The organism is Vibrio sp. 2-1-2a (genome assembly GCF_032648565.1).
Lineage (GTDB): Bacteria > Pseudomonadota > Gammaproteobacteria > Enterobacterales > Vibrionaceae > Vibrio > Vibrio diabolicus.
Genome location: NZ_WBOH01000004.1, coordinates 1 through 15,081, shown reverse-complemented (window position 1 = coordinate 15,081; position 15,081 = coordinate 1). Strand labels below are relative to the sequence as shown.

11 protein-coding genes, 1 rRNA gene and 1 other annotated feature are annotated in these 15,081 nt (G+C 45.2%); of the genes, 6 read left to right on the top strand and 6 right to left on the bottom strand.

The features are described 5' to 3' along the window. Position 1: 1 nt before the first annotated feature. Entirely contained in the window at positions 2-1,669 is a 1,668-nt protein-coding gene (gene ettA / locus F7Y48_RS11835; RefSeq protein ID WP_005381894.1) for an energy-dependent translational throttle protein EttA, read from the bottom strand. 364 nt (positions 1,670-2,033) lie between these two features. Here ettA and sltY point away from each other — a divergent pair, with 364 nt between their 5' ends. After that, positions 2,034-3,980, top strand: a complete 1,947-nt coding sequence (gene sltY, locus F7Y48_RS11830; protein ID WP_395206058.1) for a murein transglycosylase — start codon at positions 2,034-2,036, stop codon at positions 3,978-3,980. A gap of 13 nt (positions 3,981-3,993) precedes the next feature. After that, positions 3,994-4,302 (top strand): trp operon repressor, encoded by a 309-nt coding sequence (gene trpR / locus F7Y48_RS11825; RefSeq protein ID WP_012842123.1) that lies wholly within the window; start codon positions 3,994-3,996, stop codon positions 4,300-4,302. Between the two features lie 110 nt (positions 4,303-4,412). Here trpR and yjjX read toward each other — a convergent pair whose 3' ends face one another. The 5 genes from yjjX to F7Y48_RS11800 form a co-directional block, all read right to left on the bottom strand. Beyond that, positions 4,413-4,946, bottom strand: coding sequence for an inosine/xanthosine triphosphatase (gene yjjX / locus F7Y48_RS11820; protein ID WP_046873939.1), 534 nt, complete (start codon positions 4,944-4,946; stop codon positions 4,413-4,415). Positions 4,947-4,970: 24 nt separating this feature from the next. Then, positions 4,971-6,149 carry a prephenate dehydratase gene (gene pheA / locus F7Y48_RS11815; RefSeq protein WP_005397485.1) on the bottom strand — a complete coding sequence of 393 codons (1,179 nt, stop codon included), beginning with the start codon at positions 6,147-6,149 and terminating at the stop codon, positions 4,971-4,973. A gap of 12 nt (positions 6,150-6,161) precedes the next feature. Then, positions 6,162-6,283 (bottom strand) — a sequence feature (Phe leader region). A 108-nt stretch (positions 6,284-6,391) separates the two neighbouring features. Continuing rightward, the gene (hpf, locus tag F7Y48_RS11810) at positions 6,392-6,718 is read right to left on the bottom strand and encodes a ribosome hibernation-promoting factor, HPF/YfiA family (protein ID WP_005397484.1); all 327 of its coding nucleotides are present in this window, start codon (positions 6,716-6,718) and stop codon (positions 6,392-6,394) included. A 325-nt stretch (positions 6,719-7,043) separates the two neighbouring features. Beyond that, positions 7,044-8,498: a transglycosylase SLT domain-containing protein gene (locus tag F7Y48_RS11805; protein ID WP_395206061.1), complete on the bottom strand. Its 1,455-nt coding sequence runs from the start codon at positions 8,496-8,498 to the stop codon at positions 7,044-7,046. A gap of 171 nt (positions 8,499-8,669) precedes the next feature. Next, complete coding sequence (locus tag F7Y48_RS11800; RefSeq protein ID WP_006743118.1) at positions 8,670-9,398, bottom strand: outer membrane protein assembly factor BamD; 729 nt, start codon at positions 9,396-9,398, stop codon at positions 8,670-8,672. Positions 9,399-9,534: 136 nt separating this feature from the next. On the opposite strand from F7Y48_RS11800, the gene rluD reads away from it, so the two are divergent. The 4 genes from rluD to F7Y48_RS11780 all read left to right on the top strand — a co-directional run. Further along, entirely contained in the window at positions 9,535-10,512 is a 978-nt protein-coding gene (gene rluD / locus F7Y48_RS11795; protein WP_005385913.1) for a 23S rRNA pseudouridine(1911/1915/1917) synthase RluD, read from the top strand. A gap of 1 nt (position 10,513) precedes the next feature. Then, positions 10,514-11,242, top strand: coding sequence for a peptidoglycan editing factor PgeF (gene pgeF / locus F7Y48_RS11790; protein WP_006743119.1), 729 nt, complete (start codon positions 10,514-10,516; stop codon positions 11,240-11,242). A gap of 144 nt (positions 11,243-11,386) precedes the next feature. Further along, positions 11,387-13,960: an ATP-dependent chaperone ClpB gene (gene clpB, locus F7Y48_RS11785; RefSeq protein ID WP_316684323.1), complete on the top strand. Its 2,574-nt coding sequence runs from the start codon at positions 11,387-11,389 to the stop codon at positions 13,958-13,960. 507 nt (positions 13,961-14,467) lie between these two features. Further along, positions 14,468-15,081: ribosomal RNA gene (locus F7Y48_RS11780) — 16S ribosomal RNA — on the top strand; the annotation flags it as partial.

Genomic DNA, 15,081 nt, shown 5'->3' with positions numbered 1-15,081 from the left:
ATTACTTCGCAATACGCTTGTATTTGATGCGGTGTGGTTCTGCGGCTTCAGGGCCCAACGTTTTCTTCAACCAGTCCATGTACTCGGTGTAGTTACCTTCGTAGAAGTTAACTTGGCCTTCGTCACGGTAGTCAATGATGTGGGTCGCGATACGGTCAAGGAACCAACGGTCGTGCGAGATAACCATTGCACAACCAGGGAACTCTAGTAGTGCTTCTTCTAGAGCACGCAGTGTTTCCACGTCAAGGTCGTTGGTCGGTTCGTCGAGTAGTAACACGTTACCGCCCGCTTTAAGCAGTTTCGCAAGGTGGACACGGTTACGCTCACCACCTGATAGCTCACCAATGATTTTTTGTTGGTCGCTGCCTTTAAAGTTAAAGCGTGAACAGTACGCGCGAGCAGGGATTTCGAAGTTGTTGATCTTAATAATATCAGCGCCTTCAGAAATCTCTTGGAATACGGTTTTAGAATCGTCCATGCTGTCACGGAACTGATCGACCGATGCAAGTTTCACAGTATCGCCCATTTCAATTGTGCCTGAATCTGGTTGTTCAGTACCACTTAACATCTTGAATAGGGTCGATTTACCTGCGCCGTTCGCACCGATGATACCAACAATCGCACCTTTAGGGATGCTGAATGATAGGTCATCAATTAGAACACGGCCGTCAAATGACTTCGTTAGGTTCTTCACTTCAATAACTTTATCACCTAGACGCTCACCTGGCGGGATAAACAGTTCATTGGTTTCGTTACGTTTTTGGTGATCAGAGCTTTGCAGTTCTTCAAAGCGTGCCATACGTGCTTTTGATTTCGCTTGACGACCTTTAGGGTTTTTACGTACCCACTCAAGTTCTTTCTCGATGGTTTTTTGACGAGCGCTTTCTTGAGACGCTTCTTGTTGTAGACGAGCGTCTTTTTGCTCCAACCATGAAGTGTAGTTACCTTCCCATGGGATACCTTCACCACGGTCAAGCTCTAAGATCCAACCCGCGGCGTTATCTAGGAAGTAACGGTCGTGGGTGATAGCGACTACAGTACCTGTGTAATCCACTAAGAAGCGCTCTAGCCAAGCAACAGATTCTGCATCTAGGTGGTTGGTAGGCTCATCAAGCAGCAGCATGTCTGGCTTAGAAAGTAGCAGGCGACAAATAGCGACACGGCGGCGTTCACCACCTGATAGGTGCGCAATTTTTTGGTCCCATTCAGGTAAACGAAGTGCGTTTGCTGCTCGCTCAAGTGCGTTTTCTAGGTTGTGACCATCTTTCGCTTGGATCAGAGCTTCAAGTTCGCCTTGCTCTTTTGCAAGTGCGTCGAAGTCTGCATCTGGTTCTGCGTAAGCCGCATAGACCGCATCTAAACGTTTCAGTGCGTCAGCAACGTCAGCAACCGCTTCTTCAACAACTTCACGAACGGTTTTTGATTCGTCTAATACTGGCTCCTGGGGTAGGTAGCCTACGTTTAGACCAGGTTGTGGACGTGCTTCACCGTCGATATCCGTGTCGATACCTGCCATGATACGTAGCAGTGTGGATTTACCTGCACCGTTCAGACCTAAAACACCGATTTTCGCACCAGGGAAGAAGCTCAGAGAGATGTCTTTAAGAATTTGACGCTTAGGTGGCACAATCTTGCTCACCCGCGACATGGTATATACGTATTCAGCCATTGCCGATCGTTCCTAAATTAACTGTCATTCAAACCCATCATTTTATACCAAGTGCTTTGTTTTTGTTACCGCATTGCAAGAATTTCCCTTTCGAATGGATTTCTTATTTTGAGCTGACCGGAAACTTACACGGTTAGGGTATACACTTTTGTTATTCGTTATAAATGACGAAGTGCTTTCTGCACAAGTTAGGAACTCCTTGTCTCCATCGTCTTAAAAGTTTCACGAGTACAATTTTTAATACACTAAGTTGCTTTACATGTACATCTGCATTCTGTGTAAATAGATGCATGTGTGAAAATTGCCTTAACATCACATGAACGCTAACAAAACGAGGCTTTGGGGCAGTATATGTCTGGGGAAAATGACACAAATGAGATTCAACGTATCTGAATTGGCTAAAAACGTATGCTGCGCCGCCGCGCTGTGTGCGATGAGTTTGAGTGCTAATGCTGCGCTGAGCTTGGAAAAGCAGCGTGAAGTTTATGAGCAAGCTCAAGATTTATTAGATAAAAATGACATCGACGGATACCTTTCGATCCGTCCTAAAATTTCTGACTATCCACTGACGCCTTATGTGGACTACCGAACATTTATTAGACAGTTACCGGAAAAATCGCCACAGCAGGTGAACGAATTTATTTCGGAGCACGAGTCGTTTCCTTTTTCTCGTCGTGTGCGCGCTCCATACCTCAACCATCTTTATAAGCAAAAAGATTGGAAAACCATTACTGAGTTTCAAAAAGTCATTCCAAGTGGCGAGCGTTACCAATGTATTTTCTACGTGGCTCAGTTAGAGCAAGGTAAGAAAGTCGCCGCGTTTAAAGGGGCTGAGCATATGTGGTTGCGTGGCAGAAGTATTGCCGATGAGTGCGATCCATTATTCGCAGCATGGGACAAGGCAGGTGAACGTACTGATGAATTGATTCTCCAGCGTATGCTACTGGCGTTTGATGCACGTAATGGCAGTTTGATGAGTTACTTACTTAAACTGCCTAAATCCTCGCAGGCAAGGCAACAAGCGAAAGAAATGAAGGCGTTGTTTGATAACCCTTCAAGCGTTGCGGAGTTCGCGAAGAAAAAACCGGCTAATGATTTTAATCGAGCGCAAAGCGAATATGCGTTGGAAAAGCTAGCTCGCATGAATACTAGTCAAGCGCAGAGTGCGTATGATGCCGTCATTAAAGGGCAGAAGTTTTCTCCAGAAACGGCGCAAGCCCTGGCTGACTATATCGCATTTCGATTGACCCGTACTGAGTCTGAGTCACTAGCTAAGTGGCGCGATGATAAAACGAAAACCAGCCAGTACTTACCGCTCATTGAAACTCGCATTCGCTTAGCGATTCAGAACGCGGATTGGAAGGGCGTACAAGAGTGGATTGCCGTTCTCAATAAAGAAGAGCAAGCGTCGCTTCGCTGGCAATACTGGCTTGGACGAAGTGAAATTGCGTTAGGTGATGATATCGCAGGGAAACAGCGTTTAGCGACTTTGGTCGGGCAGCGAAACTTCTATAGTGTGGCAGCCGCCAATGCGATTGGACAATCAATCAAATACCCTACGCATACGGTTAAGTTTGATAAGCGAGTGGTTCAACCCTACCAAGACTCGTTAGTTCGTATTGAAGAGTTGATCGCGACGGATAAAATCGCAGCAGCGAAAAGTGAATGGGCACATTTATTGCGCCGCGTAGGGAAAGATGAAAAGGCGATGTTGGCGGCTTATGCGTCTTCTAAGCGTTGGCATAACCTAACGGTGACCGCGAGTATCCAAGCGCAGATGTGGGATAATATCGAACTGAGGTTCCCGATTGCGCATCGCTGGTGGTTTAACTTTTATGCAAAAAAACACAACATAGATCCCGTGACGATGATGTCCCTAGCTCGACAGGAAAGTGCGTTGGATGTCGAAGCCCGTTCTCCAGTTGGTGCTCGTGGTCTTATGCAGATCATGCCCGCTACAGCGAAGTACACGGCACGTAAATATAAGTTGAGTTATCAAGGTACGCAGGATCTCTACAATGTGGGCAAAAATATCGAAATTGGTAGCCATTATTTGCAAGGCTTATTAGAGGATTACGATAATAATCGTATTTTTGCTCTTGCTGCTTATAATGCAGGTCCTAACAGAGTAAAAACGTGGCGAGAGCGTACCCAAGGAAAAGTGGATGCTTATGCCTTTATTGAGGCAATTCCATTTAGAGAGACACGCGGTTATGTACAAAACATCCTGATGTTTGAAACATATTACCGTGATCTTTTGGGTATCGATGGCGCGTTCTTGAATCAACATGAGATCAATACCAAGTATTGAGTGAGGTAACTTGATGTCGCACGAACCCGAGTACAAAGACTGGCAACAGATTATTGAGCTAATTCGAACTAGCATGGACAGTGAGCAAGATGACATGCTGTTAACCATGCTGATGTCACGTGATGAGAGAGAATCATTAATATCACGCGTTAATATTATTAACGAGCTTCTTAAAGGAGAATTATCTCAACGTCAGATCAGCCAGATGCTTGGCGTGGGTATTGCCACTATTACTCGTGGCTCTAACGAGTTAAAGTCTAAATCTGATGAAGAGAAAGACAAACTCAAGGTTTTGTTAGAGCAAGTTGCGGTATCTAAGTAGCTAGTGAGTCCAATTCGCCTTTAGGTATTGGTATCACAAGTGGTTAAGATAACGTGTTAAAAAGGGCGGAAATATCCGCCCTTTTTCGTACCTAGCGAATGGGGGGAGCGTTATAAATTTGAAGGGAAGTGCTCAGGGTTTGTGAATGGAATCAGAGCCAGAATCAAGGCTTGATGGTAAACCGAACTTCGAGTCAGCTGGTTTTGGGTGAGCAGGCTGATGGCACCACCTTTCTGTTTGATGTTCTCGGTACCAAACACCTCATCCATGACATCTCCCAGCTCATTCGCATGCTTGAGTTTGTCCAATACTTTAGGCGGCAGCATTAAGCTCGCAGAGCGAGATTCACCACGGTGAGTATTCGATTCAATCACCATCCACGCAAACGTCACGTTTGTTTCAATTCCCGCTTCAAGTCCGACATAGTACTCCGCGTTTGGCATCTCTACTTTTGCGTTTTTAACGCGGTTTAGTGCACCGCGATGAGTTTCTTCATCAGTCATAGGTTGATCTGCGACCTCACTCGGTACACTGACGCCAACGAAGTTGAACTCTTGGTGCGGAAATGCACTGTTAAATGCACTTTGAACGGCATTAATTTTAGCTGGGTTTAGCGATGCGATTACGACTTTTTGGGTTGCCATGATCTTTTTACTCACTGGTGTCTATTAACTCAATTTTACTTGGGTAGGCTTTACGTTTTCACTAGGGTAACAGCCTAATACTTTCAAGTGTTTAGTGATTTTTGTTAGCTCTTCTAGTGCCTGTTGCATTTCTGTCGAAGCAAGATGGGATTCCAAGTCTACGTAGAACATTTCTTCCCATGGGTTCCCCATAATTGGACGTGATTCTAGCTTGGTCATATTGATGCCGTAACGTTGCAGCACTAATAGTGTTTCAACCAATGAGCCAGCCTCTTGGGAGGTCGACATGATCAAGGTGGTTTTTGCTGGAATCTGAGTTGAAACCTCAACTGGTTTGCGAGCAACCACGATAAAACGAGTATGGTTCTCAGTTTGGTTTGCGATGTTGCCTTGAATTGCTTGCAAGCCGTATAGCTTACCGCTTGATGCATTACCAATTGCAGCAACATCATCACGATCCATCTCTTGGACTTTTTGCATTGCATCTGCTGTGCTGGCGCAAGACTCCAGTTTTACACCTTTCATACGGCTTAAAAACTCACTGCACTGTTGGTGTGGCTGAGGATGTGAATACAGCGTTTTAATGTTTTCCAGACGAATGTCTTTTTTCGCAACTAAGCAGTGCTCGATTGGTTGAGTTAGCTCTCCAACGATGTAAAGCGTCGTGTGTTGTAGTAGGTCGTACACTTCATTAATAGAGCCTGAACTGGTGTTTTCGATTGGCAGAACACCATAATCAGCATGGCCCGATTCTACTGTTTGAGTCACTTCTTTGAAGTGTTCGCAGTTGAGCTCGATAAGCTCTGTATTTTTACGGCTGAAGTATTCGCGGCTTGCCAAGTGCGAGTAAGAGCCTTTGGCTCCTAAGAAAGCGACGCGAGCAAGTGGCTTACGACTTTGTTGCGGGTTAACGAGGTTTTGCAGGTAACTTTGCTGAAGAAGCACAGAGTCTTCAATGATGGTATGGAAAAGTTTAGTGATGTACTGCGCGTCGAGCTCGTATTTATCTCGGCCATTAGAAATCAGCTTAACTAATAGTTGTTGTTCTCGAACGGCATCACGAACGGGTTTTGAGGTTTGTACTTTGCTTTTGGCTACTTCAATGCTGAGTTTACGGCGCTCAGACAATAAGCTGAGGAGTTGGTCATCCAACTCATTCAAGCGCAAACGAATTTCTTCGAGGGAAATAGGTTGGTCAGTCATCAATTCTTTCCTTATAAAAAAGCCTCCCGATTTGGGAGGCTTTCTGTTTGTTTTTGACTTTTCTTTCACAAACGAGTTCGCCCCTCCGACTATGGGAGGAAAAAGAAGTCAAAAATAAACAGTGAGGTTAAATGCATAAATAGTGCTTAATTTATGAGTGTTTAAACACAATAAGCAAGGCGGGGGAGAGCGTCAAGCAAAAAAATAGCGCCTTTCGGCGCTATTTCCTCAATCTGGTCAGTTTACTCTTCTTCTTCCACTAGCTCAGGCTTATTTGCACGTCGAGCTTCAGGTTTGTGGGTCAGCTTGTTCAATTGTCGTTCTAGTTTTTGCTCCACTTCGTTGATAGCTGCGTAAAGATCTTCGTGAGTTGCTGAGGCAATGAGCTGGCCTTTAGGAACTTTAATAACCGCTTCGAATTTCTTCTGTTTGTTTGGTTCCTCACTGAAAGTTGCTTGGCAACCAATTAGGTCTACTTGCCATTTCTCCAGTTTTTTAAACTTGCTCTCAATATGAGCTCGGATTGCAGAGGTGATTTCGATGTTTTTGCCAGTGATATTCATTGTCATAAGTGTTTTTCCTCTGTTGCATCCCTCATGGGTTGAGTTCAGATTACCGCTTTAAGCATAAAAAAATGTGATTAAGATCATTATTTTGTTCGGGGTTTTTATGATGAAAAATGAATGTGATCTCACTCAAGATCTGCTGAGATTTATCGTGAAATTGCTTGTTATCGGTTAGTAAATCCGTAGATTGGATAGAGTACTCAGCTGAAAACGTCTTCGTTTTTAGGGAAGTTTTACGGCCTAATATTAGAGGTGGTTAAAATTTAACTATACGTAAAGTGTGATGACAGTCACTGAGTATCTCAGACGAATTTATTTACAAAGCCGCTTATTGTACAAGCGGCTTTTTTGTGTCTGGCGTTTGACTGACTTTTCGTAGCGGTATCATGAAGAAGGGATCCTTTGGAGCCAGTGATACCCGCTCTAGACTTTTGACCTGGTCCAAACTTTCTAGCTGTTTGTATATAACGTAATAGCGATTAATGCTGGTAACGTATCCAACCGTTGAGCTTAAACTTTTCCGCATAACGACTTCCACGTTATTGAACCAAACATTAGGATCGTAGCCTTGCTGGGCTGCACGTTTACGAATTCGTTCTACATTCCCGGGGCCAGCATTGTAAGCCGCTAAGGTAAAGTAGAGTTTATTTTCCTCCGTAATAGCAGGATCACTGAAGTACTGCTTACGCAAAAATGCTAAATACTTCACGCCAGCATGAATATTGTTTTCTAGCTGCCGAACGTTTTTGATATTGATATTAGGGTCTCGAGCCGTGCTGGGTAGAACTTGCATTATGCCGACTGCACCTCGACTTCCAACGAGGTCGTTATTAAAGCCGGACTCTTTATAAGCGACGGCTGCGATCAGTAGATAGTCGATATCGTACTTCTCACCATAGCGTGAAAACAACGTAGCAAGCTTTTCTAGTTGAGCAATTTTGTTGGGGTTAAGGGCTTTGTTTAGCCAACCTGTGTTATCGATGTATTTTCCGTAAATGACGTTACCGAGCAGTGTCCCAGAACGAGATTTCTGAATAAACTTGTTCACGACGGCTTTCAAACTTGGGCTGTTTTCCCGCATTGCCCAAGCGATTTTACCATTTTCACGAATAGGGATTTCTGGGTGAGCTCGAATATCATCCATCACTTTCAGCCAAAGTTTGGCTTTATGACTATCGAGAACAATGGCTTTGACGTAGCCGTTATTGAGCATCCCAACCAGTTCGTAGTCTTGCAGTGTTTCTTCAATAAAATGTACGACAACGGGTGGCAAGCCTTTTTTATTTAGCTTCTTATTTAGTGCTTGAATACTCTCAAAGTAGCTAGAACTGGCACGTACCCAAACCTCTTTGCCGCTCAGTTGCTCAATGTTAGTCATGGCTGGTGTGCTTTTGTTCGTGACTATCCACTCGTCAATACCAGTAAGAATGGGTGAACTAAAATCGACTTTCTGTTTACGTGTGTTGGTAATGGTCAGATTGGCGACGACTAGATCACCGGAGCCATTTTCTAAGGCTGGCAGAAGTTGGTCACGGGCTAGAGGAATAATTTGCACGTTAAGTTTCGGTTTGAGCTTACGAAGGTCTTTTTCGAAATGCGCCAGGAGTTCTGCACCTATTCCTTTTGGTGTACCGCCTTCAATGTAATAGAAGCCTAGATCAGCAGAAACGAGGACACGTAAAACATTCTTCTCTTTAATAACATCGAGATCCCCAGTGTAAGGAGGTTGCTTGAGTGGTGATATTTGCAGTGCGCAAACGGAAGCAGACAATAAGAGCAGCATAACTGCGCATAGCTTAGGTATCGTCACGTTCACATCCTTTTATAAAGGGGAGGGGAACTTTAAGCATATGTAGAGCCCCGTAGATCATCAAGCAAGGGCAGAGCACGCTATTGCGGGTAATAAAAAACCGCCACGGTAAAAACGGTGGCGGTTTAGTTTGAAGCGGCTCAGTTACTTCACAGGGTTGAGCTCGATAAGCTTTTCAGTTCTTGCTACGGCGTCTTCCAAACCGAGTTGCTTGTAGGCCTCTAGCTGGATAGTCAGTGACTTACGTGCCGCTTCTGTGTCTGGGAATGCTTTTTGTAGCTCTTGACTGCGATTAATTGCAGCTACCCAGGCTTCACGGCGGAGGTAGAAGTCAGCCGTCGCTAAGTCATAGTTCGCTAGGCGGTTTTTTAGCGCAACCATGCGTTTTTGTGAATCTTCTGCGTATGGACTGTTCGGGTAGCGTTGGAGCAGTTTTTTGAAGTCATCAAACGCTTTTTTTACTGGCTCAGGATCGCGATCGCTTCGATCTACGCTGAACAGATCATGCATAAAGTTACGATCTTGCGCCATATGGCTTAGACCGCGCATGTACAGTACCCAGTCCATTTTTTCATGGGTTGGGTTTAAACGCATAAAGCGAGAAATGGTTGCCAAGCCCAAAGCAAGGTCGTCGTTTTTGTAGTACGCATAGATTAGGTCAAGCTGCACCTGTTCTGAGTAGGCACCGAATGGGTAACGTGAGTCTAATGCTTCCAGTTTCTCAATTGCAGAAAGCCAATTACCACTTTGAAGAGAAATCTGTGCGTCTGCATACAGTTCCGAAGGCGGCACATCAGGAACGATTTCTTCTTTGCTTGCACATCCAAACAGAAGGGATACCGCTAAAAGGCCTGTTAAAGTCTGACGTTTCATATCAGGAGTCTGTTCCTTGAATCTAAATATTTCTTAAGCTGCCGTTACTTTCTTTCCAGTAACAGATACAATGACGTAATAGTCTATTTTTTCACAGTCGTGAGCATTAGTCTCACAGTTTTTAAAAAAGTTCGATATGGCTCAGCAGATTGTATTAACAAATACCGTAAAAGATAGCCAGTTAGGTCAACGTTTAGACCAAGCTATCGCCGAATTATTCGCGGACTTCTCTCGCTCGCGCCTGAAAGAGTGGCTGCTTGATGGGAAAGTTCAAGTTAATGGTGAAGTTGTCACCAAACCTCGCACCAAAGTAATGGGTGGCGAGGAAATTACATTGCAAGCCGAGTTAGAAGATGAAGAACGCTGGGAAGCGCAAGATATCCCGCTAGATATCGTTTTTGAAGATGACGATATTATCGTTATCAATAAGCCTCGTGACTTTGTGGTTCACCCAGGTGCCGGTACGCCAGATGGTACGGTGCTTAATGCGTTGTTGCATCATTACCCTGATATCGCAGAAGTGCCTCGTGCTGGCATTGTGCACCGTCTGGATAAAGACACAACGGGTCTGATGGTGGTGGCGAAAACCGTTCCTGCACAAACTCGTCTGGTTCGCGCACTGCAAAAACGTAATATTACTCGAGAGTACGAAGCGATCGCTATTGGTCGTATGACAGCGGGCGGTAAAGTGGACCAACCTATTGGTCGTCATTCTACCAAGCGCACGCTTATGGCGGTAGCACCAATGGGTAAACCAGCGGTAACGCACTACCGTGTCGCTGAGCGTTTCCGCGAACACACACGTATCCGTCTGCGTCTTGAAACGGGTCGTACGCACCAGATCCGTGTGCACATGTCTTACCTTCAGCATCCGCTGCTTGGTGATATTGCATATGGTGGACGTGCTCGCATCCCGACAGGTGCTTCTGAAGAGCTAACGGCAATGATCCGTGGCTTCGATCGCCAAGCATTGCACGCCGTAATGCTACGCTTTGAACATCCAATTACGGGAGAAGTACTTGAGTTCCATGCTCCTGTGCCTGATGACATGGTGGCGATGACTGAAGCGCTTCGTCAAGATACGGAAGAGCACGGTTTACCGGAAGAGTTCTAAGATGAAGACAATCATTCCGAATTGGCGTGCGCCTAAAAATGTCAAAGCTTTTGCCTCAACACGCATAGGCGGTTTTTCGACAGGCCCTTATCAAGGGCTAAATTTAGGTACTCACGTTGGGGATGATTTGTCTTTAGTAGAGAAGAACCGAGCTTGGTTGGCGCAGCAGGCGAACATGCCCAATGCGCCAATCTGGTTAAACCAAACACATTCGACTGTTGTGGCTCAAGCAAATGAACCAACAACACAAGTGCTTGATGCGGACGGTGTATTTACTTCTTCAAGCCATGTTGTTTGTTCAGCGATGACCGCCGATTGTCTACCTGTATTATTGACGAATACACAAGGCACTCAGGTAGCCGCCGTTCATGCAGGTTGGCGCGGCTTAGCAAATGGTATTGTCGAAAATGCATTAGCGTTATTTTCAGGTGAAGTGATAGCGTGGCTTGGCCCTGCCATTGGCCCTCAAGCCTTTGAAGTGGGTGAAGATGTTCTGCAAGCTTTTGTTGATTTTGACTCACAGGCGCATCAAGCATTCACTCCACGCGATATCGACGGCAAATGGTTTGCTGACATGTCGGTGCTGGCAACGCAACGTCTAAATCGAGCTGGAGTGACACAAGTGTTTGACTCTGGACTTTGTACTTACCAAGATAAAGCCTCTTTTTATTCGTATCGCCGTGATGGTAAAACTGGTCGACAAGCCACCTTTATTTGGATTGAAGATTAGTTATAAGCACTAAAGTGCCAAGATGCATAGTGCTATTTTTGCAAAGCTATCTTTATTCATTCACTCCCTTGAAATTCCTCCTCTGAGTATCCATCTTTCTAACTGTCAAAAGAATTTCCTTTAGTTGAGGTTAGGAAGGTAGATATGCGTCTTGATCGATTCACAAGTAAGTTTCAAATCGCTATCTCTGATGCTCAATCACTAGCGTTAGGGCGCGATCATCAATATATCGAGCCAGTTCACCTCATGGTGGCTTTGCTTGACCAAAATGGCAGTCCAATTCGTCCATTGCTTACTATGCTGGATGTGGACGTAACGCATTTACGCTCTAAATTGAGTGAAATGCTAGATCGATTACCAAAAGTCAGTGGCATCGGTGGAGATGTACAGCTCTCTAGTTCGATGGGCACGTTGTTTAACCTGTGTGACAAAGTGGCGCAAAAGCGTCAAGACTCCTATATCTCGTCTGAAATCTTCCTGCTTGCTGCTTTAGAAGATCGCGGACCATTGGGGCAATTACTCAAAGAGATCGGTTTAACAGAGCAAAAAGTTAGCCAAGCAATCGAAAAGATCAGAGGTGGTCAAAAAGTTAATGACCCGAATGCAGAAGAGCTTCGCCAGGCATTGGAAAAGTTCACCATTGACCTTACCGAGCGAGCAGAGCAGGGCAAACTGGATCCGGTTATCGGCCGTGATGATGAAATTCGCCGTACCATCCAAGTATTGCAGCGCCGTACTAAAAACAACCCTGTGATCATCGGTGAACCTGGCGTAGGTAAGACCGCAATTGTTGAAGGCTTAGCTCAGCGCATTGTCAACAATGAAGTGCCAGAAGGTTTACGTGGTCGCCGCGTGCTGTCATTAGATATGGGCGCACTGGTTGCTGGTGCTAAGTACCGTGGTGAATTTGAAGAGCGCTTGAAGTCGGTATTGAATGAACTCGCTAAAGAAGAAGGTAATATCATTCTGTTTATCGACGAGCTCCATACTATGGTTGGTGCGGGTAAAGGTGAAGGCTCAATGGATGCGGGGAACATGCTCAAACCTGCATTAGCCCGTGGTGAACTGCACTGTGTTGGCGCAACAACACTGGATGAATATCGTCAGTACATCGAAAAAGATGCGGCGTTAGAACGTCGTTTCCAAAAAGTGCTGGTGGATGAGCCGACCGTTGAGGATACCGTGGCGATTTTACGTGGCTTGAAGGAGCGTTATGAGCTTCATCATCACGTTGAAATTACTGATCCAGCGATTGTTGCAGCGGCGAGTTTGTCACATCGTTATGTTTCTGACCGTCAACTGCCAGATAAAGCGATCGACTTAATCGACGAAGCGGCTTCAAGCATTCGTTTACAAATTGACTCTAAGCCAGAGTCATTAGATAAGCTTGAACGTAAAATCATCCAACTTAAGATTGAGCAACAGGCGCTTAGTAACGAGCACGACGAAGCGAGTGAAAAGCGTTTGAAAGCGCTTAATGAAGAACTCAATGAAAAAGAACGTGAGTACGCTGAACTAGAAGAGGTTTGGAATACAGAAAAAGCCGCACTTTCTGGCACTCAACATATTAAGTCTGAGCTTGAACAAGCTCGTATGGACATGGAGTTTGCTCGCCGAGCTGGTGATCTAAACCGCATGTCGGAACTTCAATATGGTCGTATTCCTGAACTTGAGAAGCAGTTAGATCTTGCAACCCAAGCGGAAATGCAGGAAATGACACTATTGCGTAATAAAGTAACCGACAACGAGATTGCAGAAGTACTTTCTAAGCAAACTGGCATCCCAGTATCCAAGATGCTAGAAGCGGAAAAAGAGAAACTACTTCGTATGGAAGACGTACTGCATAATCGTGTGGTAGGGCAAAGCGAAGCGGTCTCTGTTGTATCGAATGCCATTCGTCGTAGTCGAGCTGGGCTTTCTGATCCAAACCGACCAATTGGCTCCTTCTTATTCTTAGGTCCAACTGGTGTAGGTAAAACAGAGCTTTGTAAGACACTTGCGAGCTTTATGTTCGACAGCGAAGATGCGATGGTCCGTATCGACATGTCTGAGTTCATGGAGAAACACTCAGTGGCAAGATTGGTTGGTGCGCCTCCAGGCTATGTCGGATATGAAGAGGGTGGTTACTTAACGGAAGCGGTTCGTCGCAAGCCGTATTCGGTAATTTTGTTAGATGAAGTAGAGAAAGCGCATCCGGATGTATTTAACATTCTGCTGCAAGTTCTCGATGATGGGCGTTTAACGGATGGTCAAGGTCGTACTGTTGACTTCCGTAATACGGTGGTGATCATGACATCGAACTTGGGTTCATCTCGTATCCAAGAGAATTTCGCAACGTTAGACTATCAAGGTATTAAGAGTGAGGTAATGGATGTGGTTAGCAAACACTTCCGTCCTGAGTTCTTGAACCGTGTTGACGAAATCGTGGTGTTCCATCCACTTGGTCAAGAACACATCAAGTCCATCGCTTCTATTCAATTGGAACGTTTGGCGAAACGACTAGAAGAAAAAGGATATCAACTAGAGGTTTCTGACAAAGCACTTGATTTGATCGCTCAAGTTGGTTTCGACCCTGTATACGGTGCGCGTCCTTTAAAACGCGCAATTCAACAGAATGTCGAGAACCCATTAGCCAAATCGATTCTTTCTGGTGAAATTGTTCCAGACAAGAAAGTGCAGCTAATCGTTACTAATGACCAAATTCGTGCCCATCAGTAATTGCACAGATACAATAAGAAATGAGATAAAAATCACATTCAAGGGGCCATTTGGCCCCTTTTCTATAATGTTTTAGAACCTTTTGCCTGTTTTCTATACGAATGAACTAAAAAGGTGAGTTTTTTTTTAAAATGCACTTGTGTTCCTTAATGAACGCCCTATAATGCGCCTCCGTTGTCAAGGGAAAGCAAGTTAAGCGAAGCCTAGACAACAAGGTCAGTGAGTTAAGAATTAACTCGCAGATAAATAACTTAAAAAAGTGTTTGACACGATAAGTTATCTAGCTAAAATGGCCGTCCACTTTGAAGAGAAGTTCAAAGTGTGCTCTTTAACAATATAGACCTATCAATCTGTGTGGGCACTCGTTGATGATAATCCAATTCGATACTTCGGTATCAAATTAGGTTTCAATGAAACGAAGTGACCATTGAATCTTCGGATTCAGCACAGTCAATTCAAACATTACTTTATGTAATGTTCAGTATTCATTGAGCCGAACAAAATCTTAAATTGAAGAGTTTGATCATGGCTCAGATTGAACGCTGGCGGCAGGCCTAACACATGCAAGTCGAGCGGAAACGAGTTATCTGAACCTTCGGGGAACGATAGCGGCGTCGAGCGGCGGACGGGTGAGTAATGCCTAGGAAATTGCCCTGATGTGGGGGATAACCATTGGAAACGATGGCTAATACCGCATGATGCCTACGGGCCAAAGAGGGGGACCTTAGGGCCTCTCGCGTCAGGATATGCCTAGGTGGGATTAGCTAGTTGGTGAGGTAAGGGCTCACCAAGGCAACGATCCCTAGCTGGTCTGAGAGGATGATCAGCCACACTGGAACTGAGACACGGTCCAGACTCCTACGGGAGGCAGCAGTGGGGAATATTGCACAATGGGCGCAAGCCTGATGCAGCCATGCCGCGTGTATGAAGAAGGCCTTCGGGTTGTAAAGTACTTTCAGTCGTGAGGAAGGCGTTGTAGTTAATAGCTGCATCGTTTGACGTTAGCGACAGAAGAAGCACCGGCTAACTCCGTGCCAGCAGCCGCGGTAATACGGAGGGTGCGAGCGTTAATCGGAATTACTGGGCGTAAAGCGCATGCAGGTGGTTTGTTAAGTCAGATG